Consider the following 25,252-nt stretch of genomic DNA (forward strand, 5'->3'; position numbering starts at 1 on the left):
GCTCGGCCTGGGTTTGGCCGGGCAAGGTCCGCAACGCGGCGAGCGTGCGTGCCACGGCCCGCGGGCCCGGCGAGAATTTGAAGACACGACCTAGGCCGCCTCGCCCGCCTGCGCCGGTGTCGCGGCGCGGGTGGGCCGGGAGGCCGGTGCGCTCTAGTCCGCCGAACTGGCCGCAGCGCGCAAGCAGTTGGACGTCCGGGTGGCCGCATGCGCCAACTCCGGGCGGCCACCAGCGCCTTGGGGAGCCTCGTCGACTTCATCCTCATGCTGGAGCGGCTGGCGAACCGGCCGGCGGCGAGCACCGGGAAGACCGCATGCGTCCACGAATCGAGGATCAACTCGGCTCATTGGTAGAGCACTTCGCCCTCAGGGCGGCTACTGCGTCGTATCGGTCTGGCTGCCCATCAGGCGCTTGCCGAGCATGTCCCGGCAGACCTCGACCGAGAACGCCATGAGCGCGCCCGCCTGGGCGTCGCGGAAGTGCCGTTGGATCGGCGAGGACCGCAGATAGCCGGAGCCGCCCCCGACCCGAAGGCCGAACTCGGCGATGTCCTTGGCGACTTGGTTGGCGTAGAGCTTCGCCTCGACCGCCGCCTCCAGGGCACCCGGCGCGTTGTGGTCGGCGAGCCAGAGGGAGCGTTCCGCGAGCGTACGCGCGGCCAACAGCTTCACGTGCGAGTCGGCGGCGTCGAACTGCACCCACTGCAGGTCCCCGACCGGCTTGCCGGTGGTGGGTACGACGCGCTTACGCGCATGCTCGGTCAACGCGTCGAGGGCGGCTTCCGCGACGCCGATGGAGAGCCAGGGCAGGCCGAGCGCGATGATGTTCGGCGCGAGCGGGTCGGTGATCAGGCACCGATTCTCCTGGCGCAGCAGGGTGTTGCGGAAGTTCAGGAGCTGGCTGCGGGTGCCGCGCAGCCCCATCGAGTCCCAGATCGGCACCATCTCGACGCTGTCGTCGCTCGGTACGCCGAAGAACCCGGGGCCGTCGTCGAGCAGCGCGTTGACCAGGAAGTGGTCCGCGATCTCACACCCGGACACGAAGCGCTTGGCGCCGTCCAGCTCGTAGCCGCCGGCCACCGGTTCGGCCCGTTGGAGCGGCATCAGGAACAGGTTCCCGCCGGTGGGTTCGGACAACGCGTTGGCGAACCGCTTCCCGTCCCGCAACTCGTCGGCGTAGAAGTGCGGCCCGTACGTGACCAGGGCCTGCGCGGCCCCCAGGTGCATCATCCACACGCATGCGGTCGACGGGCAGGCCTTGCCGACGATGCGGAGGATCTCGCCGAGCGCCTGGTACGACAACCCGGCCCCGCCCCGGTCCACGGGCATCGCCGCCATGTCCAGCCCCGCTTTGTGCAGGGCCGTCAAGTTGGCGATCGGCAGTGTCGCTTCGCGGTCGTGCTCGTCCGCCGCCGCTGCGAACTGCGGGGCCAGGTCCCGCGCCGCGTCCACGAACCGCTGTTCGCCCTGGGAAACCGCAAACGGTGAGGTCACCGGCCCAGCTTAGGCGGAACTCCCGGCCGAGGACCGCAGGTCGGCCGAAGCCTCACCGGTGAACGCAAGCGCCCCGGCACATGCCGGGGCGCTTGCGTTCGAGATGGTCGATCGTCCGACGACGAACTCCGGTCCGTGGACGGGTCGTCCGTGTTCGACGCGCTCTCGGCAATCGACGCGCCCGCGGCAGTCGACGCGTTCTCGTACTCGATGCGTTCTCAGTAGTCGATGCGGTCGGCCTTGGCGAGCCACGCGTCGAACGGCGCCGTGCGGTTGGGCAGGTCGAGCTGCTTGACCGGCGTGGGCCACATCGACGCCGGCTTCTTCTCGAACAGGTCGTAGAACTTGCGGTCGTCGAAGCCGGCCGTCGCCGCGTCGTGCCGGTCGGCGGCGTACACGATCCGGTCCAGGCGCGCCCACAGCGCGGACGACAGGCACATCGGACACGGCTCGCACGAGGTGACCAGGACGCAGCCCTCCAGCGAGAACCTGTCCAGCTGCTTGCAGGCCGCCCGCATCGCGCTCACCTCGGCATGTGCCGTCGGGTCCAGAGTCGCGGTGACCTGGTTGCTCCCGATCGCGACCACGGCGCCGTCCATGGCGATCAGTGCGCCGAACGGGCCGCCGCCGTTCGCCACGCTGGTGGTGGCCAGCTTGATCGCCTCGTTCATCCAGGCGTGCTCGAGTTCCTGAATGCTCGCTTCTTGGGTGTGCGCGGTCACAGTTACTCCTATCGGAGAGGATGGGGGCTCCCGGCTCCCCCGCCCGTGCGCGAATCCGCACCGGCGACAAGTCGGGGCAACAACAACGTTCCGCGGGCTCCGCCGCGCGATCACTGCGGGCGGTGGCGCCCGCCCGCGATCGTCACGGCGGGTCGCCGCAAATGTGCTTTGGTGGGACCGGAATGTACGTCAGGTTCAAATCCGTCGCGTTGCGCGCAGTCCAACTGCACCACCTGTGACGTCCGGGGCCATGCCCGGCGCCTCGGTGAGTGTGGCTGTGGGCCGAGTGTGTCGATGCCACCGCGTCACTCACCCCTCGCTTGGTTGTGGTCCCCGCTTGCGTGTCCGGTTTCCCGTGTCCCGTATCGCGTGTCCCGTATCGCGTGTCCCGTGTTGCGGGTCTGTATCTCGCATCTCGTATGAGGGAGTACACAGCCAATCGGGGGACCTCAGGTAGGGGTGGAAGACATGAAGACGTCGACAGGCCGACACCTGCCGTTCGTAGACTTCTACAAGATCGGCCCGCACCCCCGCAGCCGAAGCCGAGCCGATTGCCGCCCGGTTCGTCGGCCGGTTCAGCCCTGCCGCAGGACGGCGAGCAAGTCGTCGAGGGCCTTGTGGAGGGCTTCGGAGTTGGCCGACGTGAACCACGTCGTACGAATCCGTTCGTTGCTGCCGTTCGGGGTCTCGTGGTCGGCCGCGAGCTGCTCCAGGGAGCGGGTCCCGTCGCCTAGCGTGCCCGCAAGTCCCTGGAACAGGCCGCGAACGTAGCGGTCCGCGTCATCTGACCGGACGCCGTGCTCGACAGCCCATGAGGTGAGTGCGGCGAGGAAATGGTACTGGGTGGTCAGCGTTCCGGTGACGGTGGAGAAGACGTCGAAGGCGGCCTCGTCCGCGACCGGGAGCGCGCCGCCCAAGCGGTCGAAGAGAGCGTCCACGACCGGATGCGAGGGACAGGTCACCGTGACCGAGCGGCGCTCGCGAATGGGCGGCAGCGGAATGGCGCGGACCAGCGCGGCGTCGGTGGCCAGCGTCCGGCGCAGGTCCTCGTTCGCGACGCCGGCCATGACGTTGACCACGATCTTGTCGGCGCCCACGGCCAGACCGGCGAGTGCTTCGTGGCGGTCGGGACCGCGTACGGCGATGATCACGAGGTCGGAGCGGTCCACCACCTCCTGGTTGTCGGCGCACACCTGGACGCCCGCGTAGCGCGCCGACAGCTCGGCGGCGGCGCGGGCTCCCCGCGGGGACAGGAAGACTTCCGGCGCCTGCTCGTCCCCGCCACTCAGGCCCGCGACGATCGCCCGGCCGATCTCGCCGACTCCGATGACGCCGATCCGCTGCATGCTCGACCGTCCTTGTCCCACGTCGTGGCGGCGACCCGGGCGGGCCCGGGTCCGTGATCGCTCCAGGATGGCAGCCGACCTGGATGAAGGCGCGCGGACACGGCTTGCGCGGACACCACGCGCCACCGACCGGTTGGGGGCGCCCCTGGCGGGTAGCGGTCAGGCATGGGTATCCACCCGTCGGCCGCACGTCACGCGCAATTGCGCCTGGCGCTGGCGCTGCGCGAGTTCGCTCAGGACGACGTGGGCGAGCCGATGCCGCCGGTCGCCGAGGCCCTGGTGGAGGCGGGCGCCGGGGACTATCCGCTCCTGGTCGATCACGCCCACGAGTCGGGTTTCAGCCTGTGCCTCGGGGAACCTCCCATGACCACGGCACAGCTTCTCGTCCGTCGCGGGCTCGTCGCCGCCCTCACCCTGGTCGGCGACCGCCAGAGGTGGCTCCTGCCCACGCCGATGGACCCGATGGGCGCCTGGCTGGCGGCCGCGGAGCTGCACGGCATGGTGGTGGTCGAAATCCTGCCGCCGGGGACCTGGCCGGTGTACGGCCGGGGCTGCTCCGAGCGCGAGCGCGTGCGCCGCTTCAACGCCCGGTTGCGCCTCGCCACCGAGAACGCGGCCGTCCTGCACGGCGCCGCGACGCTGGTCGGCGACACCTGATCGGCGACAAAGGGGATCATTTCCCGGCGTGCGGGTAGCCGTCCCCTGCACACGGAGGACCACGAAGGAGCAGCCATGGCCCTGTTCGCAGACGACAGCGCGGAGGCCGCGCGCTTCCACGAGTGCCGGTCGGCTCCGCACGGGGAGCGGGTCGACGCCGACCTGCTGGCCCAGGCGGGGGCGTACGCGGGTGCCATGGCCTGGGACGGGCACGTCGCGCACCACGGCCGCCCGGGCACCCTGGCCCGCGCCCAGGACCTGGCCGTCCAGGCCGCGGACGCGTTCATCGACGAGACGGCCAAGGAACGCGCCCTCGACGACGATGCCGTACGGACCGCCAAGGACCAGGCAGCCGAGAAGCTCGGCGGTCTCCTGCGAGCCGAGTACGCCTGACTCGACAGCCCGGCCGGGCCCCCGGCCGGACACCCCGGACCGGGCACCCTGACTCGACCGCCTGACCGCCGGGCCACCTGGCCACCTGGCCACCTGGCCACCTGGCAGGACAGTCTGACCCGGCCCCTGACACGACACCCGACTGCCCGCCTCGACGCCGCCCGCATGCCGTGCGCAGGGTGGATGCCCGGCAGCACGCCGCCCACCAGGCGGGTTGAATGGGCGGACGCGGCCCGCCGAACCGGCGGGCCCTCGTCGTAGGCGCGCAAGCGTACGAACACGCAGGTGTGGCCGGGGTGGGAAGACGTATGCGGGTGCCCGTGACCAGGGGTGCGGTGGACGAGTGGTTCGGAAACGACGCGATGCTGCGCGTCACCGGGGCGGACCGGTTGCCGTCCGCACTGACACACGGGGCGTCCCGCGGCTTCCTCGCGGACATCGGACTGCCCGCCTGCGTCCCGCACTTCGAGGTCACGCCGGACACCGAGGCGCTGGACCGGGTGCTCGCGGAACAGGGGGCCGAGCGGATCCCACCGGGTGCCGCCGCGCTCGTCCGCATCGGCGAACTCGGCGCCGACTTCGTGGCCGTGGACGGCGCCACGGGCAAGGTGTGGCTCGTCGACAAACGGCAGTCGTACCCGGCGGGGTACCCGGCACGGATGCGCCGAGACCTGCTCGCGTCGGATTTGTCGGCGTTCGTCCACGCGCTGCACATCGTGTACGTGACAAGCCGCGGACCGCGGGAGGCCGATCCGCGCGGGTTGGCGGCGTACACCAGGCTTCTGGACGACGCGCTCGACCGGATCCGCGAAGTCGACCCGGCGGTGTTCCGCGAGGACGGCCATGCGCCGGTCTGGAGCGCCCTGCTGGCGATGTGGGCGCTGCCTTGGGGAGTCACCCGACGCACCGGCGGCGCGGGGCACGAGGGCGACGAGGGCAGGCCGGGCACTGGGCTGATCTTCGACGTCGGGGCGGATCTGGTCGCCGACACAGGCGTACGCATCGACTTCGCCACGAGCGCATGGCCTGCCGCGGTGGCCCACGAACCGACCTCGCGGTTCCTCGCCGAGGTCGGCCTCCCGCGCAACGAAGACCTCGTCCAGTTCCACGAAGATCTGGCCTCCGCGCCGCTGACCCACGAGGAACGGTCGCCCGACGTCTTCGGCCCGAACGGCGGGCCGGTGTGGGAGCGCGACCTCGCGATGCGCGACCACTTGTCCCTGGGGCCGTTGGGCTTCTGGTGCACGGTGTTGCTGGACGGCGCCACCGGGCGGATCACCGCGGTCGGCCACGAAGACCCGGAGTGGCCGGCCCCGTTGGTCAACTCGGACATCTCCGTGTTCGGGTACGCGCTGTGGTCGGCCTCCCGCCTCGTCCGCATCGGCGCCACCAACGCCCGCCCGAGCGCGGACTGGCAGGTCTTCCACGCCTATTGGCTCTGCTGCGACATCCTGTCCCAACTGCTGCGCGCCGCCGATCCGGAGGCCTGCGACGACGAGGACAACCTGTGGCAGACGGTCATCGACGACGGCCACAGCTCCTACTTCGACCGGTAGGCGGGAAGTCCCGTGGGTGGAAGTCCCGTGGGTGGAAGTCCCGTCCCGTAGGCGGGAGGTCCCGTAGGTGCAAGACCTGTAGGTGGAAGACCCGTATGCGGAGAGGCCCGTACGCGGGAAGACCCCCACGCAGAAAGGTGCCCGCGGGAAGACGCGCGGGAGCAGGCCGAGCCTGTTCCGCCCGACCCGAGAAACGCCGATGCTTCCCAGCCGCCTCACGATTGCTGGACCATGCATGTGTGAGGACCGCCGGAGGCGGCGGTCCCGCAACGCCTGTGGAGGTCATGGTGTCGCCGCTCGGATCCGCCGTCCCGTTCCGCGGGCTCGTCAGCTCGTTCTTCGTCACGGTGACCCTGCTGGCCGTCCTCTGGGCGCTCCAGGTCTACAACGTCGCCACCGACGATTCGCTGCTGCCGCACGGGATTTCACCGCGCGACAAGGGCGAGCTCCCGGACATATTGACGGCGCCCTTCCTGCACTTCGGCTTCGGGCACCTGATCTCCAACACCGTTCCCGTCGCCGTGCTGGGCTTCCTGTGCGCGACGCGCGGCGTGTCCCGCTTCGTCGGCCTGACCCTGGTCATCGTCGTGGTGGGCGGCCTGGGCGTATGGCTCACCTCGCCCGCGAACTCCGTCACCGCCGGTGCCAGCATCCTGGTGTTCGGATATTTCGGCTACCTGCTCGTCCGCGGCTTCCTCGACCGCAAGCTCCTGGACATCCTGATCGCGTTCGTCGTCACCGGCGTGTACGGCTGGTCGATGCTGATGGGTGTGCTGCCCACCGCCGACCACGTGTCCTGGCAGGGCCATCTGTTCGGATGCGTCGGCGGCGTCGCGGCCGCGTACATCTTCCGCCGTCGCCGCGACAAACCCCGCGAGGCCGACGGCGGCTCCCGGACCGTCGGCGCCCACCGGACGACGGCGGCCGGCCCGCGCCCCCTGTCGGACGAGCTCAAGGACCTCGGGCTTCTGTAGCGCACAAGCCGAACGGCCGCCGGAGGCGCAGCGGGGGTCACCCGCTTTTCCTCCGACGGCCGTTCGGCTGTCTCCGCGCACCGCGTCAGGCCCGGTACGCCTCGATCACTCCGCCCAGGTCGGTCCGTTCCGGCCGCTCGTCCGGGCCGCCGCGCTCAGTGCGCGAGGACCGGGATCGCGAGCTCGTCGGTCGCGTCCTCCCCCGTGGCGGCGTCCTTGTCGCCGGACGTGACCACGGTGCTGCCGCCGTGGCCGCCGTTGACGAAGGTGAACGCGATCAGCGACGCGAGGGCCAGGATGCCGACCGCCCACCAGATCGCGGTGGCGTACCCGTGCACCATGGCCTCCAGCTTGAGCTGTTCGGCCGCGCGGCCCGCGTGCGAGGTGGCGTACGCGGTGGTCGCGCTCGCCGCGACGGTGTTGAGCAGTGCCGTACCGATCGCGCCGCCGACCTGCTGCGAGGTGTTGACCATCGCGGAGGCGACACCGGCGTCGCGGGCCTGGACGCCCTGGGTGGCCATGCTCATCGCCGGCATGAAGGCGGTGCCCATGCCCAGTCCGAGCAGCAGCTGCGCCGGCATGATCAGGCCGACGTACGAGCTGCCGACCTCCAGCTGCGTCAGCATCAGCATGCCGATACCCGCGGTCAGGAAGCCCGGCCCCATCAGCAGCCGGGGCGGCACGCGGGTCATCAGCCGGGCGCCGATCTGGGTGGAGCCGGTGATCATGCCCGCGATCATCGGCAGGAACGCCAGGCCGGTGACGACCGGCGAGTAGTCCTTGACCACCTGGAGGTAGTAGGTGATGAACAGGAACATGCCGAACATCGCGATGACGGCGAGGCCGAGCGAGAGGTAGATCCCGCCGCGCCGGCGGTCGGTGACGACGCGCAGGGGCAGCAGCGGCGCGGCCACCCGGCTCTCCACGAACACGAAGGACGCCAGGAGCACGACCGCTGCGGCGAACAGGCCCAGCGTGACGCCCGAGGTCCAGCCGTCGGACTCGGCGCGGGTGAACGCGTAGACCAGCGAGCCCAGTCCGAGCGACGACAGCACCACACCCGGCACGTCCATGGGCGAACGGTTGCGGCCGCCGGCCGGCTCACTGATCACCGCGATGGCGCCGAGCGCCGCGACGACGGCGAACGGGATGTTGACGAAGAAGGTCCAGCGCCAGTTCATGTACTCGGTCAGCACGCCGCCGAGGATCAGGCCGACGGCGCCGCCGCCGCCCGCGATGGCACCGAAGATGCCGAACGCCTTCGCGCGCTCCTTGCCGTCGGTGAACATCACCGCGAGCAGGGACAGCGCGGACGGGGCCAGCAGCGCGCCGAACACGCCCTGCAGCGCACGGGCGCCGAGCAGTAGACCGGTGTTGGCCGCGAGGCCGCCGATCGCGGAGGCGACCGCGAAGCCGATCAGGCCGACGATGAAGGTCCGCCTGCGCCCCCACAGGTCGGCGATGCGGCCGCCGAAGAGCAGCAGCCCGCCAAACGCCAGGGCGTACGCGGTGATGACCCACTGCCGGTTGCCGTCGGAGATACCGAGGTCGGCCTGGGCCGACGGCAGGGCGATGTTCACGATGGTGCCGTCGAGCACCACCATGAGCTGGGCGAGGGCGATGAAGATCAGCGCTTTCCAGCGCCGGGGGTCGGGCAGGGACGTCTTGGGCGGAACGGCTGTTTGTGACATGGGGGTACTCACCTGGGTGTGGGGTGTGTCGTGCGGGGGAGGTCGAGGACGGGCGCGCGCCTGGGCGCCGGCGGGTCAGCCGTTCCCGTCCCGGTTCGCGTGGCCGGGTGAACGGCGGTTCGCGAGTTTGTCCGCGTGGCTTTCGGCCTGGCCGATGCCCCGCAGATCGCGGAGTTCCACGGCCGAGCCGGTCAGTTGGGTGGGCTGGAGGTCGCGCAGGCCGTCGAGCATGATGTCGAGGTGGCGGTGCACGAACTGTTCGTTGGCCGTGCAGCGGGTGCCGGGCAGCGGGCGGGCGAGGTGGGTGATGACCATCATCAGGTCACCGGCGCCGACGTCGGCACGCAGTTGACCGGACGCGTGCGCCCGGCCGACCAGGACGCCGATGACACCGTCCAGGCGCTCGCGCATCGCGACCATGTCCGGATGGCTTTTGTCGATGTCCTCGGAGAGCAGGGGGCACACCGCGGCGACCTTCTCCTCGGCCGCGCCGTGCGCGAAGCGGCGCAGCGCCGCGAACGCGTCCGGCTCCTCGGCCGTCGCGGCTTCGCCGCTGCCGACGATGCGCTCCAGTACGGAGAGCACCACCTCGTGCACGAGCTCGCGGCGGTCCGCGAAGTGCCGGTACAGCGTCGCGTTGCCCACGCCGGCCCGCCGCGCGACGTCGTCGAGCGGCACGTCGGCGCCGAACTCGACGAACATCTCGCGGGCGGCGCCGACGATGCGCTCCCGGTTCCGCCGGGCGTCCGCGCGCAGGCGGGGCCTCTCGCGTACGACGGCTGCCGTCTCGACACCATTCACGCCTCGGCCCTCCTCACTCGTGTCCGCCCGGTGCGGGAAAACGGGGACTCGCTCCCCGATTGCGTTCACACGGGTAAACGGACACGAAGTCCCCGGATATTTCATACGCCGACCGTGTCCCGGGTCACACCGGGAAATGTGCCCGGCCCGACACGCCCAGGACGGCCCGCGGGAGGGTCCGCGGCACAGCTTCCGCGGCCCGGCGCCCCGCGGTCGCACGCGCGCGTGACCCGATTCTGCGCATCGAACGCCGCCAACAGGTCCAGGGCACTGGCCTCCCTCGCCGCCTTCAGGAACCGCCTTGACACCGCCTCCAGTTGCGCGGGATCCGGGGTCCGCGGCGCCATGAGGAGCGTCGAGGCGATCGCGATTCCCTCGATCGCCAGGGCGCGCAGAACCGCGTCGTGGTCGACCGCCGGCCCGCTGCCTCGCCACCGGTTCACCGCGTCAGCCGTTCACCCGTCATCCATCACCCGGGTAGCCGGTCAGCCGGTCAGCCGGTCACCACTTGTAGTCGAGGAACTTTCCGTCGAAGGTGACGACCACACGGTCACCGTCGGGGTCGGGGCGGCGGGAGATGTCGACCTGGAAGTTGATCGCGCTCATGATGCCGTCGCCGAATTCCTCGTGGATCAGCTCCTTGAGGGCGGGTCCGTAGACGGACAGCGCCTCGACGAAGCGATAGACCGTGGGGTCGGACATCACCTCGGGTGCGGAACCCCGGCTCGGCTGGAGTTGCAGGCTCTCGGCGACCTCGTCCTCGAGGCCCAGAAAGGCGCAGGCCCGCGCGGCCTGCTCCCGGGTCATCGGGTGCTGGCCGAGCAGCGCGGCGGTGGTCCAGACGAGCGGCGCGCCGAGTTCCTTGGCGATCTCGGCCCAGGTCAGGCCGCGCCGGATCCGGGCGGCGGCCACCAGGGCAGCGGCGTCGGACTTGCTCATGATGGGTGTCATACCTGACTCCTTCGAGGCCGAGCGATGAGTTCGCGGACCGCGATCAGTCTCTATCTGCAGGCGTTACACCCGCATTACGCCCGCGCGGGCATGCCACCGACGCGCGGCAGGTCCCGGCCCCGCCGCAGACCGACAGAACCCGACAAAGGAGCCCCTGCCATGACAGCGACCGAGCTTCCCGCCACCCCCGGCCCCGACTTCGGACCGGCTGTCAAGCTGGTCGCCGACCTCGCCGCGCAAGTACGGGACGACCAACTCGACGCGCCCACCCCGTGCGAGGACTACCGGGTGCGCCACCTCCTCGGCCACTTTGTGGGACTCACCGCCGCCTTCCGGGACGCCGCGCGGAAGGATCTCGGACCGTCGACCGCCACCGACCCGGGATCGACCACCCCGGACGTCGACGACGACTGGCGTACGGTCCTGCCCCGGCAGCTCGACGAGTTGGCCGACGCCTGGCGGACCCCCGAGGCGTGGGACGGCATGACGCAGGCCGGCGGGCTCACCTTCCCGGCCGTCCTGGCGGGACGCGTGGCGCTCAACGAAGTGGTGATCCACGGCTGGGACCTGGCGCGGGCGATCGGACAGGAGTACCCGGCCGACCGGGCGAGCCTGGAGTGCTCGTTCGAGATGCTGGCGCCGAGCGCGGACGCGGACGCCGAGACGCGCGGACCGCTCTTCGGCCCCGCGGTCCCGGTGCCCGCCGACACCGGTCTTCTCGACCGCGTCATCGCCCTCTCCGGCCGTACGCCGACCTGGGCCCGCCCCTGACACCGAGGCTTCGGGTCCCGTCGGCCGTCCTTGTCGGCGGATCCCCTGCCCTGCCGTCAGGAGCCGTGTCAGGGGCGTGACAGACGGGTGACAGGACCGGCCGAGAGCGTAGGCGCATGACGAGTTCGGCGATTGCGGTTTCAGGCCTGCGAAAGGCATACGGGGACAAGGTCGTGCTCGACGGCATCGATTTCGATGTCGCGGCGGGGTCGGTCTTCTCCATGCTCGGCCCGAACGGGGCGGGCAAGACGACGACGGTGAACATCCTGACGACGCTGATGGCGGCGGACGCCGGCACGGTGCTCGTGGCCGGTCACGACGTGACCGCCGCGACCGCGACCCGGGCGGTACGCGCCGCCATCGGCGTCACCGGCCAGTTCGCCGCGGTGGACGACTTGCTGTCCGGCCGCGAGAACCTGCAGATGATGGCGGACCTGAAGCGCGTCCGCTCCCCCCGCCTGGTGGCGCAGCTCCTGGAGCGGTTCGACCTGACGGAGTCCGCGGACAAGCTTGCCGCGACGTACTCCGGAGGCATGCGCCGGAAGCTGGACCTGGCGATGACCCTCGTCGGCGACCCCCGGATCATCTTCCTGGACGAGCCGACCACGGGCCTCGATCCGCGCAGCAGGCGCACGATGTGGGGGATCGTCCGCGAACTGGTCGCCGACGGCACCACCATCTTCCTCACCACCCAGTACCTGGACGAAGCCGACCAGCTCGCCGACCGGATCGCGGTGCTCGACCAGGGCCGCCTGGTCGCGCACGGCACTCCGGACGAGCTCAAGCGGCGGATGCCCGGCACGCACGTCCGGCTCCGGTTCACCGATCCCGCCGACCTCGACACGGCGGCGCGGATTCTGGCCGGCTCCACGCGGGACGACCAGGAGCTGACCCTGCGGGTGCCCAGCGACGGGGAGTCGCGGTCGCTGCGCGCCCTGCTGGACGTGCTCGACGAACACCTGCTCAACGCCCGGGAGTTCGCGGTGCACACACCGGACCTCGACGACGTTTTCCTTGCCCTGACCGGGCGCCCGAGCGCGGAGGCGATCGCAAAATGAGCAGTGTCTCGACGGCGTGGGCCGACTCGGCCGTCATGCTGCGCCGCAACATCAAGCACAGCATGCGGAACCCGGTCGTGGTGTTCAACTCGGTGCTGTTCCCCATCGTGATGATGCTGATGTTCGTCAAGGTGTTCGGCGGCGGCTTCAGCGTCGGCGAACCGTACATCGACTACGCGACGCCGGGCCTGCTCGTGATGGCCGTCAGCTACGGGCTGGGGGCCACCTCCACATCCGTGAACGACGACATGCGCAAGGGCGTCATCAGCCGGCTCAAGGTCATGGACGTCTCCCGGGGCGCCGTGCTGACCGGGCACGTCGTCGTCACCGCGGTGCGGTGCACGGTGGCCTGCGCGGCCATCGTCGGGGTGGCGTTCGCGCTGGGGTTCGACCCGTCCGCCAACGCACTCGAATGGCTCGGTGTCATCGGCCTCGTGGTGCTGCTGAGCGTGGCGGCCGGCTGGCTGACCGTCGCCTTGGGGTTGGCCGCGAAGACGCCGGAGTCGGCGGGTCTGGCCACCGTGCCGCTGATCATGCTGCCGTTCCTGAGCAGCGCGTTCGTCCCCGCGGACACGATGGGTTCCGGCGTGCGGCAGTTCGCCGAGTACCAGCCGTTCACCCCGGTCATCGAGACCCTGCGCGGCCTGCTGGCGGGCGACCCGTCCGGCGGCGACGCGATGGCGGCCGTCGCCTGGTGCGTCGGGTTCGTCGTCGTCGGGTACGTCTGGTCGGTCGCGTCGTTCAGCCGTCGGGCGTAGCCCGCCTCGGGGTTCCCCGGGCCGGCACGACGCCGACCCGGGGTTCGCTCGGGCGTTCACTCATGTGCTCACTCGGGTTTCACTCGGCGAGCGTGGCCCCGACCAGCCCCGGCCAGTCCGCCTCGGCGCCCTCCCGAGCCGCCTCGGCGAACCGCCCGTCGCCGAGGCGGCTTCGGGCCGCCTGCTCGATCCGGGCCACGTCGGGGTTCGCGCGGTCCGGCAGCCCACGTACGGCCGCGCTCGCCGCCAGAAGCCGCACCGCCTGCTCCGGCTCGTCGCGGCGCAGCGCCAGATCCGCGACGCCGACGATCGCCTGCGCGATCCCCAGAATGTGGCCGGTTTCGACGACCGCGTCGAAGGCCGCCGCGCGGTGCGCCCGGGACTCGGCGAGGTCCTCGGAGAGGTAGCCGAGTACGTCGTGCGTCACCGCGCGGATGTGCGGCTGCTCGGCCTCGTCGCCCAGCAGGGCCGTCGCGACGCCGATCTGCCGGTACGCCTCCTCGTCGTCGCCGGCCCACCGGGCGAGTCCAGCCCGCGCGAAGGCCAGTTCGGCCAGCGCGTCCGGCCAGGTGACCCGTTCCGCGATCCGGCCGGCCTCGGCGACGGCGGACGCACACGCGTCCCGGTCACCCGACAGCCAGTGCAACTGCGCCTGCCGGGCCCGCATCCGGATGACGTCCTCGCTGCCGCCGACCTCGGTGCACACCTCGATCGCCTGCTCGAAGTACTCGCAGGCGCGGGCGAACTCGCCGCGCACGGCGAACTGGTCCGCGAGCTCCGTCAGGGCGAACGAGATCCCGAACCGCTCGCCGAGCGCCCGGAACTCGGCGAGCGCCGCCGCCAGGTACGCCTCCCCGTCCTCCCCCTCCCGACCGAGCACGATCCGCATCTTGCCCATGTGCAGGCGGGCCAGCGCGCGCACCCACGGGTCCTCGTCGTCGAGCAGCGGTTCAAAGGCGGTCAGGAACGCGTCGGGCCCGTCCAGCAGGCGTTCCATCGCGCCCATGATCGCCAGGAGCGGGTATCGCCCGGGACTGCGCCGGCCGTGGCGGTGCGCTTCGCGGATCCACTCCTCCGCCTCGTGCTCGTCGCGGCGCCCGGAGCTCACGAACAGCACGACCAGCGCGTACACCATGGCCCGGACGTCGTCCCCGGCCTCACCGGGCATCCTGGCCGCGGTGCTGAGGAGTTCGAAGCCCTCGGTCTTGTGCCCGGCGAGCCACCAGTACCAGCCGCAGCCCGCCGCGATCCGCATGGTCGCCTGGGCGTCGCCGGAGGCGAGGGCGCCGCGCACCGCCGCGGCGATGTTGTCGTGGTCGGCGTCGAGGACGGCCAGCCATTCGAGTTGTTCGGCGCGGCGCAGGTGCGGCTCCGCGGTCTCGGCGAGATCGGTGAAGTAGGCCAGGTGCGCGAGGCGTGCCTGCTCCGACTCCCCCGCCTCCGCGAGGCGTTGGGCGGCGTACTCCTTGATCGTGCCCATCATGCGGTAGCGCGGCGCGCTGTCGCCCTCGGCGCGCAGCAGCGACTTCTCGGTCAAGGCGGTGAGGAGTTCGAGCACCTCGTCGCGGTCGACCGTCTCGTCCGCGCACACCCGTTCGGCCGCTTGCAGGCTTGCCCCTCCGGAGAACACCGACAGCCTGCGCAGGACCGTGCGTTCGGCGTCGCTGAGCAGTTCCCAGCTCCAGTCGACCGCGGCACGCAGCGTCTTGTGCCGCGGCAGGGCGGTACGGCTGCCACCGGTCAGCAGGCGGAACCGGTCGTCGAGCCGATTGGCCAACTGGTCGACGGACATGGTGCGCAACCGGGCCGCCGCCAGTTCGATCGCCAGCGGCATCCCGTCGAGCGCCCGGCACACACGCACCATCGTGGCGAGGGTGTGCGGGTCGCCCGCGAGGTCGCGGCGTACCGCGCCGGCCCGGTCGCGCAGCAGTCTGATGGCGGGTGAGGCCTCGATCTCTTCCGGGCCGGCGTCGTCGGCCGGCAGGCCCAGTGCTTCGACCTGCCACAACGCCTCGCCGGTGATGCCAAGGGGTTCACGGCTGGTGGCCAGGATGCGCAGCCGACGGCACTCGCCGAGCACGCGGTGCGCGAACACCGCGGCGGACTCGACGACATGCTCGCAGTTGTCCAGGATCAGCAGGGCGTCGCGGTCGCGGATCGCGGCGACGAGCCGGTCCGTCAGCTCCGTGTTCGGGGCGCCGCCGAGCAGGGCGTCCCGCAGGCCGAGCCCGGCGAGCGTCGCCTGTGCCACGTCGCCGTCCGGGCCGATCGCGGCGAGCTCCACGAGCCAGACGCCGTCCGGCAGATCGCCGAGCAGGGTACGCGCGGTCTCGGTGGCCAGCCGGGTCTTGCCCGCGCCGCCCGGGCCGATCACGGTGGTGAGGCGGTGCTCGGTGACGAGTCCGCGTACCGCGGCGACATCGGCGCCGTTGCCGACGAAGGTGGTCAGCTCGGCGCGCAGATTGGTCTTCGGGCTCTCCTCGCGCCGCCCCAACTCGCCGCGCAGCAGCGCGACATGCAGCGCGGCCAGCTCCGGGGACGGGTCGGCGCCGAGGGCGTCGGCCAGTGCCTCCCTCGTGCGCTGGTAGACGAGCAGTGCCTCGTTGTCGCGGCCGGCGGCGACGAGGGCGCGCATCAGTGCGGCGGCGAGGCGTTCGCGCACCGGATGCGCGGCCACCAGATCGGTCAGCTCGGTGACCATCCCGGCGCCGCGGCCGAGCGCGATCTCGGCGTCGACCCGCTCCTCGGCGGCGGTCAGACGCAGTCCTTCCAGGCGGGCGACCGCGGTGTCGAACGCGGGGCTGTCGGGGAGGCCGACGCCCTGCATGGCCGCGCCGCGCCACAGGTCCAGGGCCTCACGCAGGAGCCGGGCCCGACGCGCACCGTCCTCGGCCCGGACGGCCTGGGCCTCGCTCACGAGCCGTTCGAACCGGACGGCGTCGACGGCGTCCGGCTGCAGCCGCAGCCGGTAGCCGTCCGTCTGCCCCTCGATCACCCCGTCCGGCAGGACCTTCCGCAGCCGGGAGACCAGGCGCTGCAAGGCGTTCGTGGCGTCGGCGGGCGGCAGACCGCCCCAGATCCAGTCGACGAGCGACGCCTTGGGCACCGCACGGCCCGGTCGCAGGGCCAGGGCGATCAGCAGTCCGCGCAGTCGTGCGCCCGGCACGTCGACCGGGGTTCCGTCGTCCGTGCGCACCTCGAATGGACCCAGCATCCCGATCTGCACCCGCCGAGTTTGCCACGGCCCGCCGTTTCCCCGGCAAGGGCGGCCGGGGCGCGCGGAGCATCGGCGCTCACCGCGTCACTGCATCACCGCTTTTCCGCTCACCGCTCACCGCTCAGTGCCGACTGGTCGGCGCTGAGTGAGTGGTGCCGAGTGCCCGGATCCCGGCCTGGTGCCCGGCTCAGGTCTTGCTCGCCGCGTGCCACTTGAGGCCCCAGCCGTACGCCACGTCGACGGCCTGCTGTTTGAACATGCCGCCGGAAAGAACGATGTACTTCGCCTCACGCCGTACGACCAGTTCACCGCCGATGTTCTCGATCAGGGCGATCGCCGCCACCGGCGCGGGCACCGTGCATTCGTCGAGCCGCACCTCGACGGGCGGGCCGGCCGGCGGATAGAGCGTGGCGACCCCGTCGAGTCCGGCGAAGCTCTCGGCCCCCTGGTAGACGGCCACGAATATCAGGAGGCGCTTGATCTCGGCGGTGCGGTCGAGGTTGACGGTGAGGTTCTCGCCGCCGCCCCGGCTCCCGCCGGTCCGGTCGTCGCGGTCCAGCCGGACGTAGGGCGGCTCGTCGAACGAGCCGAACTGCTCGTCGATGGGGTGGATGATGCCCTTGTCGCCGTTCTGCAGTTCCCACAGGCAGGACAGGTCGAGGTCGATGTCGTTCGGGTTCACCGCCCGCGGGCCCCTCCGCAGCAGACCGCGCGAGTGTGGGCGGGCGCTCCAGGAAAGGTTGACCCGCAGCGCGCCGGACGTCGCACCCTGCTTGGTGAGCGAGACGGTCGGCGCGGTCTTCGTCAGCGTGATCTTCGACAGCGAGACCGGCGCGGGCGGAGGTGGCGGTGCGGGCGATGCGGGCGGTACGGGCGGCAAAAAGCTCGGCGGGGCGGCTTGCGGGGGCGGCGGCGGGGTCACCGGCACGGGTGCGGGCTCCGGTTCCTCCGCGACGCTGATGCCGAAGTCGGTGGCCAGCCCGGCCAGGCCGGACGCGTAGCCCTGGCCCACGGCGCGGAACTTCCACGTCCCCTTGCCGCGGTAGAGCTCCCCGAGCACGAAGGCCGACTCGGACGTGGCGTCGGAGCTGTCGAACCGGGCCAGCTCGGAGCCGTTCGCCGCGTCCAGCACCCGGATGCAGAGGCCGCGTACCTGTCCGAACGTCCCGCCGTCGGCCGAGGCCGCCAGCACCACGGCCGTGATGTCCTGCTCCACCGAGGCCAGGTCCACCGCGAGGGTGTCGACCGCCTGCGCGCCGTCCTGGCGCGTGCCTTCGTAGCGGACCGCGCCGCGGGGGTGCGAGGGCTGGTTGTAGAAGACGAAGTCGTCGTCCGACCGGACGCGGCCGGCCGCGGTCAGCAGCAGCGCCGAGGCGTCCACGTCGGGGCTCCCCGGGCCGTGCTGCCGGCCGAGCTCGACCCGTACCGCGGCGGCGGGCACCGGTACGTTGGCACCCTTGCTCATCGACATCCGAGCCCTCCCTCACATCAGGTCCGGGAAGCGTACTTAGCGGGCAATCTTGCGGCACCCCGGTGCTCCGAAAAGCGCGGATCCCGGACAACCCGCGCAACGCCGAACCCTCGCAACGCCGACCCACGCAACGCCGAACCCATGCGCCCCCAGGCCGCGCGAAACGCGACGCCGTCACGCCGGGGTGCGCGCACGCCCGACCTGACGGGCAATCAGCTCCATTGCCGGGAGGACGAGGCGCAGCCCGAGCCGAACCGGCTGGGTGTGGCACAGCAGGTCCGTCGCACCGGGGAGCCCGGGGTCGCGGGCGAGTGCGGCGGCCACCTGGTCCGGCGCGCCGTACGCGAAGGCTCCGGCGGCCAGGTAGGCGTCCGGGTCGAAGCCGTCCGGGTAGCGCCCGGTGCGGACCCCGTCGTCGATCCAGTCGCGCAGCCGTGGCGCCAGGACGGCGCGCGCGAGTTCGGCGGGCTCCGATGGGAACACCGGGCGCGACACCGCTATGCGCGCCGTGCGTCCCGCGGCCTCCATGCGGCCGCGGTAGCCGTCGGCGAGGCGCGCGTATTCGGTGTCCTGGGCGTACGGGCCGTCGGGGCCCGGGCCGCGCCGCCCGTACATGACGCCGAGGCCGAGACGGGCGGCACGGTCCATGCCCGCCGGGGAGCCGGCGCCGAGCCACACCCGTTCGGACAGTCCGGGTGCGGGCGGTGTGAGGCGGACCCCGCCAGGGAGTTCGCGTCCGTCGAGCGCGTCGAGGAGTACGGGCAGCAGGCCGTCGAGGACATCGTGGCGGCGCTCGTGGTCCAGGCCGAACGCGCGGGAGGCGGTGGCGTCGGCGCCTGCCCCGAGGCCCAGTTCGAGGCGTCCGCCGCTCAACGCGTCGACGACGGCGGCGTCTTCTGCGAGCCGCAGCGCGTTCTCGGCCGGGCCGACGACGACCGCGGTGCCGAGGCGGATGCGGGTCGTGTGCTCGGCGATGGCGGCGAGCAGGACCAGGGGCGACGGGAGAGTGCCGCCCTGGGCCCCGAAGTGATGTTGCGCGACCCAGAAGCTGTGGAAACCCAACTCTTCGGCAGCGACGGCGAGTTCAACGGTCTCGCGATAGAGGGCCCGGGGTGGGCCGTCGGCGGAGACGTGGGTGATCCAGCCGAGTCGGGGCAGGCTGCGGGGGCGGTGGTGCATGGACGGTCCCGGGGTCGTGGTGCGTCGGGCGGCACGGCGGGCAGGCTGTGGACGGGCTTGTGGGCGGGGGGGTGTCGGCGGACGCGTCGGACGGACTTGCCGGCACGACTTGTCGGAAGGGTCCGGCAGGGTTGTCGCCGGATCGAGGGCGGGGCGGCGGGCTGTTGGCGCGTGAGCGTACCCGCCGTGTCCGGGCGATTCGTCGCGGACGCCCGGACCGCCCGGGTGCGGCGGGCAAGATCGATGCCGCTACCGTGGTGCCCGCATCGGTTCGCCCTCCGTCTCGTGCGGCAGGGCGTCGCAAGAGGGAACCCGGTGGAAATCCGGGACTGCCCCGCAGCGGTGAGTGGGAACGACCGCCGTCATGAGCACTGGACCGCCCACGGTCCGGGAAGCGACGGCCAGTAGGTCCGGGCTGATGCCTCGTTCGGGGGACGAGGCGCGATGTGCCCGGGTGCCCGCGAGTCCGAAGACCTGCCGACGCCCGTACGCGGCATGCGTGCGGTTCCAGCCGGACCCCGAGGGCGGGTCGTGCGGAGGCCGCTCGGCCGTGCGCTCACTCGCCTTCCGGTTCCGGTGCCCGGAACTCGCGAAGGAGAGCGCCATGGCATCCCCCGACAGACCCGCGTCCGCGTTCGGCGGCCGCTTCCGCAACCCGTTCTCCCGGCTGCTGTCCCGCCGGACGACGCGCCGCCCGACGGACCGCACAGACGACCGTACGAACGGCCGCGCAACCAGCCGCACGACCGGCCGGGCGACCGGGCAGGCCGGGCTCGCCGTAGCTTCCGTCGCCGCGTTGGCCGTGCTCGCCACCGGGTGCGGGAGCGGTGGCGACTCCGCGGCCAAGCCGGCGGGCGCCGCGGCCGAGAAGCCGCTGACGATCTACAACTCCTATTCGATCGCGGGCCTCGATCCCGTCGGCACCGGGACGAACTGGCTGTTCGACTGGGGCGTGGCGGAGAACCTGATGGAGGCCGGCGAGGACGGCGTCGTCCGCCCGTGGCTGGCGCAGTCGGTGACCCAGGGCAGCCCGACCGAGTGGCGCATCACGCTGCGGCCGGGCATGACGTTCCAGAACGGCAGGCCGGTGGACGCGGAGGCGGTCAACCGCGCCCTCACCCGGCAGATCGCCAGGTCCAAGGCCGTGCGCACGTACCTGGCCGAGGGCTCGACGGTACGCACCACGGGCCCGCTCGACCTGGTCCTGACCACTCCCGCACCCAACGCCGCGGTCCCGGCCGCGCTGGCGGCGCGCGACACGTCGCTGCAGATCTACGACACCGAGGCCGTCGAGGCGGCGGGCGGCGACTCCGCGAAGATCGTGAACGCCGGTGCCTTCACCGGGCCGTACGCCGTCACCGCGTGGACGCCCGATCTGCTGAAACTCGCCCGGTACGACAAGTACTGGGCCGGCCGGCCCAAGCTCCCGTCGGTCACCGTCAAGGTGGTGCCCGACGAGCAGGCCCGGATCGCCGGCGTGCAGTCCGGCGAGGCGCAACTCGCCTTCTACCCCTCACCGGACGCGGCGCTCACGCTGGCCGGTCGCACGGACTCGGTGCTCAGGACCTCGCCGAAGGCGCTCCAAGCGCTGCTGATCGACATGAACCTCACCGCCGCGCCGTTCGACGACGCCCGGGTGCGCCGCGCGTTCGCCCGGGCGATCGACTACCGGGAGTTGGGCGAGGACGTCGCCAAGGGCTCGTTCGCCACCGCGACGGGTCTGTATCCGGAGGGCTACCCCTACGCGGCGGCCACCCAGCACACCGACCTCGCCGAGGCGAACCGGCTGCTGGACGAGGCGGGTTGGGCCAAGGGCAAGGACGGCGTCCGCGGCAAGGACGGCAAGCGCCTGACGGTCCGCTTCGTCACGCAGGCCCAGGGGCCGGAGACGAACGCCCTTGCGGTGGTGATCAAGTCCGAAGTGGCGAAGGCCGGTTTCGACCTCCAGATCGTGAACGCCGAGGACTCCGCGCGCACGAAGGCGGACCTGGGCGCGTGGGAGGCGTCCATCGGGCTCAACGGCTCGCTGTCCGGCACGGCGGACCCGATCCAACCGTTCCGCGCGCGCTGGACGACCGGCGGGTCGGCGAACGCCCAGAAGCTCTCGGACCCGCGGGTCGACGCGCTCGGCGACCGCCTGTTGACCACGACCGACCAGGCGGCCCGCGAACAGCTGCTGCGCGAGGGCCAGGCAATTCTCAGCGACCGGGAGGCGTACGTGATCGCCGCCACGTACAAGCAGTTCGCCGTGGTGGCCGGCGGCGACTGGACGGGGTACCAGGTCTCCAACGTACGGAGGCATCTGCGCTTCGACACGGCGCCGTGACATCGCGTGCCGCAACGGCGGCTCCCGGCGGCGGACCCGCCGCGCCGGGAGCCGTCCCGCGGGCCCTGCGCAGCGCACGCGCGGCGGCGGGTCACCCGATCGCGCGGCGGCTTCTGTCCGTTCCGGTCACCGTCGCGGGCGCGGCGCTGCTGATCTGGGCCCTGCTGCCCCTTGCTCCCGGCGACCCGGCCCGGATGACGCTGACCGCACAGGGGGTCCCGGAACCGACGCCGGATCAGCTCGCCGCCACACGCGCCGAGTTGGGTCTCGACCGTGCCCTGGCCGGGCAGTTCGGGCACTGGCTGGCCCGCGCCCTGCACGGGGATCTGGGTACGTCGTACCAAAGCGGCCGCCCGGTGCTGACCGAGCTCGGCGAACGGCTGCCCGCGACACTGCGGCTGGGCAGTGCCGCCCTGCTGTTCGCGTTGGCGATCGCGGTGCCGCTCGCGCTCGTCGCCGCGGCCTTCCGGCGCCGTTGGCCGGACACCCTCGCCCGCGCGCTCGCGCTGCTCGGGGCCGCCCTGCCGGGCTTCGTCGTGGGTCTGATCCTCATTCAACTCGTGGTGGTCCAGGGCGGCTTCGGCTCGGTGGTGCGGGACGGTACGTGGGCCGCGGTGTGGATGCCCGCGCTGTGCCTGGCGTTCGGCATGTTCGACGTGTGGTCGCGTCTGCTGCGCGGTGCCCTGGTGGACGCGATGGACAGCGGATGGGCCGCCTCAGTGATCGCCCGCGGCACGGGAAGCCGGAGACTGCTCCTGCGGCACGCCCTCCCGAACGCGCTGCCGCCGCTGATCCACGCCGTCGCGGTGAGCGCCGGAGCGCTGTGGGGCGGCGCGGCGATCGTCGAGACGGTGTTCACCTGGCCGGGCGCCGGCTCCTACGTCGTGTCGTCGGTGAAGGCCCGCGATCTGCCGGTGATCCAGGCGTTCGCGGTGCTGGCCACCCTCGCGTACGTCGCGGCCGGCCTGCTCGCCGACCTGCTGGCCGCGCTCGTCGACCCGCGCCTGCGCGGCGACGGCGCCAAGGGGGTGTGACGTGCCCAAAGCCGCCGCCCCGGACACGACGCCGCCGGCACCCGGTCGCGCGACCCCGGCACTCCGCCATACGGCGGTCTCGCTCCGGCGCGCCGCCGCCACGCTCCGGCACGGCCCCCTCATGGCAAGTACCCTCGGCCGCACCGGACTCGGACTCGCGGGGCTCGCCCTGCTGTTCGCCGTCCTCGGCCCGGTCGTGGCGACCTATCAGCCGGACGCCATCGACCTGGGCGCGAAGTTGCGCCCGCCGGACGGCGAACACTGGCTCGGCACCGACCAGTTCGGCCGTGACCAGTTCGCCCGGCTGGTGGCCGGGACCCGCAGGTCGCTGTTGGCCGCCTTCACCGTGCTGGCCGGCTCGTGCACGGTGAGCCTGGTCGTCGGCGTGGCGGCAGGCCTCGCACGGGGGTTCGCCGACGCCGTCCTCATGCGCGTCGTCGACATCGTCCTGGCGATCCCGTCCCTGGTGCTCGCGCTCGCGGTGGTCGGCGTGCTGGGCCCCGGATTCGGCAACCTCCTTCTCGCCCTGGTCATCTCGTCCTGGGCGGCCAACGCCCGCATCGTCCGCGCCTTCACCCTCGCCGTACGCGACCGCCCGTACATCGCGGCGGCGCGCCTCGGCGGGGCCGGACCCGCACGGATTGCCGTCGGCCACGTGCTGCCGGCCGTCGTCCCCCGGCTCCTCGTCGTGGCGACCCTCCAACTCGGCGGCTCGATCGTGTCGTTGGCGGGCCTGTCGTTCCTCGGCCTGGGGGCGCAGCCGCCCACCGCGGAGCTCGGCGCGATGCTGGGCGACGCCCGGGCGTTCGTCACCGTCGCGCCCTGGCTGCTCGCCGCCCCGACCACCGTGGTCCTGGTGGTCACCGCGGCGGCCACCCTGGTCGGCGACGCGGTCCGGGACGCCACCCATCACTCCGCGGTCGAGGAGGTGCACCCGTGAGCGGCCCGGGGGCCGGAACCGCCGAACTCGACGTGGGCGGACTGCGTGTGACGTACCGGAACGGCGCCGCCGCCGTGCGCGGCGTCGACCTGGCCGTCGGCGCCGGCGAAGTCCTGGGGCTGGTCGGCGAAAGCGGCAGCGGCAAGTCGACCGTGGCCCGCGCCGTGCTCGGACTCATGCCACGCGGAGCGGCGGTCACCGGGAACATACGCGTGGGCGAACGGGAACTCGTCGGCGCGGACCCCCGCGCGTGGCAGGCCGTCCGCGGGGATGTGATCGGGTACGTCGGGCAGGACCCGTTCGCGGCCTTCGATCCGCGCCTGAAGGTGGGCGTGTCGATCGCCGAGGCGTGGCGCGCGAAGGGACGGACGCCGCCCGCTGGTACGATCCCGGAGCGCCTCGCCGCCCTCGGTGTCCCCGACGCGGACGCCGCCGCCCGCCGCCGCCCGCACACCTGGTCCGGCGGCATGCTCCAACGGGCCGCCATCGCCGCCGCGACGGCCTTGGCGCCGCCCCTGGTGGTCGCGGACGAACCGACGTCCGCACTCCACGCGGACCTCGCCGACGCCACCCTGGCGCACCTGCGCGCCACCGGCGCCGCAGTCCTGCTCATCACCCATGACCTGCGTCTCGCGGCGCGCCACACCGACCGCGTAGCGGTGATGTACGCCGGACGGATCGTCGAAACCGGTGACTCCGGCGAGGCGTTGTCCCGGCCGAGACACCCGTACACGCAAGCCCTGTTGGCCGCTCTCCCCCGCACCGGACATCCGCTGCCCGAGCCGCTTCCCGGCGAACCCCCGTCTCCGCGGCGAGGCGCCGACGCGGGTTGCCCGTTCGCCCCGCGCTGCCGCCGCGTCCGGGCGGAGTGCTCGGACGACGTCCCGGCACCGATCGACGGGGTGGCCTGCGTGGCGGCGCGATGACGGACCCGAGCACCGAGCCCGTCGTCGTCGCACGGGACTTGTGGCGCACGCACGGGCGCGGCCCACGGGCGCACGATGTCCTGCGCGGCACGGAACTCACCGCGCTGCCAGGAGAGATCATCGGCATTGTGGGACGGTCAGGCTGCGGCAAGAGCACCCTGCTGCGCATCCTCGCCGGCCTGGAGCGGCCCGACCGGGGAAGCGTCTTCTGGAACCCCGGCACGCGCGCCGGGCGTCCCGCGCCGGGAAGCGTCGCCGCGGTCTTCCAGGACGCGGCCGGCAGCCTCGATCCGAACTGGAGTATCGCGCGCAGCGTCGCGGAGCCGTTGGCCCGGCGTCTGACGCGGCAGGCGCGGCGCGCAGTGGCGCTGGAAGCGCTGCGGTCGGTGGGGCTCGGCGATCTCGACCCGTCCCTGCGCCCCGCACGTCTGTCCGGCGGTCAGTGCCAACGCGTGGCATTGGCAAGGGCGTTCGCGGCCCGACCGGGACTGCTGCTCGCCGACGAGCCGACGTCCGCCCTCGACGCCTCGGCCGCCGCTGGAATCCTCCGGCTGTTGCGCAGAGCCGCCGACTCCGGAACCGCCGTCGTCCTGGTCACCCACGACCGGGACGCGGCCGCCGCACTGACCACGCGCCTTCTGGGCATGTCCGACGGGGTCCTGACCCACATCGGCTGAGCCGGGCCGGACCATCCCAGCGGGCGCGCCGGGCGGGGTCGATGCAACTTGGCACGCCCCTACCCTCCGACGTCGCACCTCAGCCATCGCCCCAGGCACCCGCGACGATCCCGAGCGCGGCCACGACCGGCCCGCCGGCGGCCGACGACCTGCCACGAAACCACCGCTCCGACGCAGCCGCTCCCCCGCGCCCTCACTCCTGCCGCCCGATCATCCCGATGCGCCACCCACCGCGGCGGTGAAACGTCGGCGGCCCCGCGTTTCACCGATCCGACTGGACGCGGCCCCGCGGGATGGGCTAGAAATCTCT

At 72.4% G+C, this 25,252-nt stretch carries 22 protein-coding genes and 1 riboswitch; of the genes, 13 read left to right on the plus strand and 9 right to left on the minus strand.

All coding sequences use genetic code 11. The annotated features are described in order from the left end of the window. Positions 1 to 207 precede the first annotated feature (207 nt). Entirely contained in the window at positions 208 to 354 is a 147-nt protein-coding gene (locus ACWD12_RS37750) for a hypothetical protein (protein WP_450103401.1), read from the plus strand. A gap of 21 nt (positions 355 to 375) precedes the next feature. Here the strand turns inward: ACWD12_RS37750 and ACWD12_RS37755 are convergent, their stop codons facing one another. From ACWD12_RS37755 to ACWD12_RS37765, 3 genes are all read right to left on the minus strand, one after another. After that, on the minus strand, positions 376 to 1,494 hold the full coding sequence (locus ACWD12_RS37755) for an acyl-CoA dehydrogenase family protein (protein WP_450103402.1): 1,119 nt from the start codon (positions 1,492 to 1,494) through the stop codon (positions 376 to 378). Between the two features lie 218 nt (positions 1,495 to 1,712). After that, complete coding sequence (locus ACWD12_RS37760) at positions 1,713 to 2,216, minus strand: nucleoside deaminase (RefSeq protein ID WP_450103403.1); 504 nt, start codon at positions 2,214 to 2,216, stop codon at positions 1,713 to 1,715. Positions 2,217 to 2,791: 575 nt separating this feature from the next. Further along, the gene (locus ACWD12_RS37765) at positions 2,792 to 3,562 is read right to left on the minus strand and encodes an NAD(P)-binding domain-containing protein (protein WP_450103404.1); all 771 of its coding nucleotides are present in this window, start codon (positions 3,560 to 3,562) and stop codon (positions 2,792 to 2,794) included. A gap of 165 nt (positions 3,563 to 3,727) precedes the next feature. On the opposite strand from ACWD12_RS37765, the gene ACWD12_RS37770 reads away from it, so the two are divergent. The 4 genes from ACWD12_RS37770 (at position 3,728) to ACWD12_RS37785 (ending at position 7,142) form a co-directional block, all read left to right on the plus strand. Then, positions 3,728 to 4,219, plus strand: coding sequence for a hypothetical protein (locus tag ACWD12_RS37770; RefSeq protein WP_450103405.1), 492 nt, complete (start codon positions 3,728 to 3,730; stop codon positions 4,217 to 4,219). Positions 4,220 to 4,294: 75 nt separating this feature from the next. Continuing rightward, positions 4,295 to 4,612 carry a DUF3759 domain-containing protein gene (locus tag ACWD12_RS37775; RefSeq protein ID WP_358350851.1) on the plus strand — a complete coding sequence of 106 codons (318 nt, stop codon included), beginning with the start codon at positions 4,295 to 4,297 and terminating at the stop codon, positions 4,610 to 4,612. 320 nt (positions 4,613 to 4,932) lie between these two features. After that, positions 4,933 to 6,168 carry an SUKH-4 family immunity protein gene (locus tag ACWD12_RS37780; RefSeq protein WP_450103406.1) on the plus strand — a complete coding sequence of 412 codons (1,236 nt, stop codon included), beginning with the start codon at positions 4,933 to 4,935 and terminating at the stop codon, positions 6,166 to 6,168. 239 nt (positions 6,169 to 6,407) lie between these two features. Next, entirely contained in the window at positions 6,408 to 7,142 is a 735-nt protein-coding gene (locus ACWD12_RS37785; protein WP_450103407.1) for a rhomboid family intramembrane serine protease, read from the plus strand. Positions 7,143 to 7,297: 155 nt separating this feature from the next. Here the strand turns inward: ACWD12_RS37785 and ACWD12_RS37790 are convergent, their stop codons facing one another. The 3 genes from ACWD12_RS37790 to cynS all read right to left on the minus strand — a co-directional run bounded on the left by ACWD12_RS37790 (position 7,298) and on the right by cynS (position 10,585). Further along, positions 7,298 to 8,833, minus strand: coding sequence for an MFS transporter (locus ACWD12_RS37790; protein WP_358350859.1), 1,536 nt, complete (start codon positions 8,831 to 8,833; stop codon positions 7,298 to 7,300). Positions 8,834 to 8,908: 75 nt separating this feature from the next. Continuing rightward, positions 8,909 to 9,634, minus strand: a complete 726-nt coding sequence (locus ACWD12_RS37795) for a TetR/AcrR family transcriptional regulator (RefSeq protein WP_450103408.1) — start codon at positions 9,632 to 9,634, stop codon at positions 8,909 to 8,911. 501 nt (positions 9,635 to 10,135) lie between these two features. After that, positions 10,136 to 10,585 carry a cyanase gene (cynS, locus tag ACWD12_RS37800; protein WP_450103409.1) on the minus strand — a complete coding sequence of 150 codons (450 nt, stop codon included), beginning with the start codon at positions 10,583 to 10,585 and terminating at the stop codon, positions 10,136 to 10,138. A 159-nt stretch (positions 10,586 to 10,744) separates the two neighbouring features. On the opposite strand from cynS, the gene ACWD12_RS37805 reads away from it, so the two are divergent. From ACWD12_RS37805 to ACWD12_RS37815, 3 genes are all read left to right on the plus strand, one after another. Beyond that, positions 10,745 to 11,356 (plus strand): TIGR03086 family metal-binding protein, encoded by a 612-nt coding sequence (locus tag ACWD12_RS37805; RefSeq protein WP_450103410.1) that lies wholly within the window; start codon positions 10,745 to 10,747, stop codon positions 11,354 to 11,356. Positions 11,357 to 11,472: 116 nt separating this feature from the next. Then, the gene (locus ACWD12_RS37810; protein ID WP_450103411.1) at positions 11,473 to 12,414 is read left to right on the plus strand and encodes an ATP-binding cassette domain-containing protein; all 942 of its coding nucleotides are present in this window, start codon (positions 11,473 to 11,475) and stop codon (positions 12,412 to 12,414) included. Beyond that, entirely contained in the window at positions 12,411 to 13,172 is a 762-nt protein-coding gene (locus tag ACWD12_RS37815) for an ABC transporter permease (protein WP_450103412.1), read from the plus strand. The genes ACWD12_RS37810 and ACWD12_RS37815 overlap by 4 nt, the downstream gene beginning before the upstream one ends. 79 nt (positions 13,173 to 13,251) lie before the next feature. Here ACWD12_RS37815 and ACWD12_RS37820 read toward each other — a convergent pair whose 3' ends face one another. The 3 genes from ACWD12_RS37820 to ACWD12_RS37830 all read right to left on the minus strand — a co-directional run bounded on the left by ACWD12_RS37820 (position 13,252) and on the right by ACWD12_RS37830 (position 19,039). After that, on the minus strand, positions 13,252 to 16,398 hold the full coding sequence (locus tag ACWD12_RS37820) for a BTAD domain-containing putative transcriptional regulator (RefSeq protein ID WP_450103413.1): 3,147 nt from the start codon (positions 16,396 to 16,398) through the stop codon (positions 13,252 to 13,254). Positions 16,399 to 16,576: 178 nt separating this feature from the next. Next, positions 16,577 to 17,860 carry a TerD family protein gene (locus tag ACWD12_RS37825; RefSeq protein WP_450103414.1) on the minus strand — a complete coding sequence of 428 codons (1,284 nt, stop codon included), beginning with the start codon at positions 17,858 to 17,860 and terminating at the stop codon, positions 16,577 to 16,579. A gap of 174 nt (positions 17,861 to 18,034) precedes the next feature. After that, positions 18,035 to 19,039 (minus strand): LLM class flavin-dependent oxidoreductase, encoded by a 1,005-nt coding sequence (locus tag ACWD12_RS37830; protein WP_450103415.1) that lies wholly within the window; start codon positions 19,037 to 19,039, stop codon positions 18,035 to 18,037. Positions 19,040 to 19,289: 250 nt separating this feature from the next. After that, a riboswitch (cobalamin riboswitch) is annotated at positions 19,290 to 19,535 on the plus strand. Positions 19,536 to 19,643: 108 nt separating this feature from the next. On the opposite strand from ACWD12_RS37830, the gene ACWD12_RS37835 reads away from it, so the two are divergent. The 5 genes from ACWD12_RS37835 (at position 19,644) to ACWD12_RS37855 (ending at position 24,942) form a co-directional block, all read left to right on the plus strand. Next, positions 19,644 to 21,365, plus strand: coding sequence for an ABC transporter substrate-binding protein (locus tag ACWD12_RS37835; protein WP_450103416.1), 1,722 nt, complete (start codon positions 19,644 to 19,646; stop codon positions 21,363 to 21,365). After that, positions 21,362 to 22,399, plus strand: a complete 1,038-nt coding sequence (locus tag ACWD12_RS37840; protein ID WP_450103417.1) for an ABC transporter permease — start codon at positions 21,362 to 21,364, stop codon at positions 22,397 to 22,399. The genes ACWD12_RS37835 and ACWD12_RS37840 overlap by 4 nt, the downstream gene beginning before the upstream one ends. Before the next feature lie 121 nt (positions 22,400 to 22,520). Then, entirely contained in the window at positions 22,521 to 23,339 is an 819-nt protein-coding gene (locus tag ACWD12_RS37845) for an ABC transporter permease (protein ID WP_450103418.1), read from the plus strand. Then, positions 23,336 to 24,265 carry an ABC transporter ATP-binding protein gene (locus ACWD12_RS37850; RefSeq protein ID WP_450103419.1) on the plus strand — a complete coding sequence of 310 codons (930 nt, stop codon included), beginning with the start codon at positions 23,336 to 23,338 and terminating at the stop codon, positions 24,263 to 24,265. The genes ACWD12_RS37845 and ACWD12_RS37850 overlap by 4 nt, the downstream gene beginning before the upstream one ends. After that, entirely contained in the window at positions 24,262 to 24,942 is a 681-nt protein-coding gene (locus ACWD12_RS37855) for an ABC transporter ATP-binding protein (protein ID WP_450103420.1), read from the plus strand. Before ACWD12_RS37850 ends, ACWD12_RS37855 begins: the two co-directional genes overlap by 4 nt. The last annotated feature ends 310 nt before the right edge of the window (positions 24,943 to 25,252 follow it).

Source organism: Streptodolium elevatio (assembly GCF_053592165.1).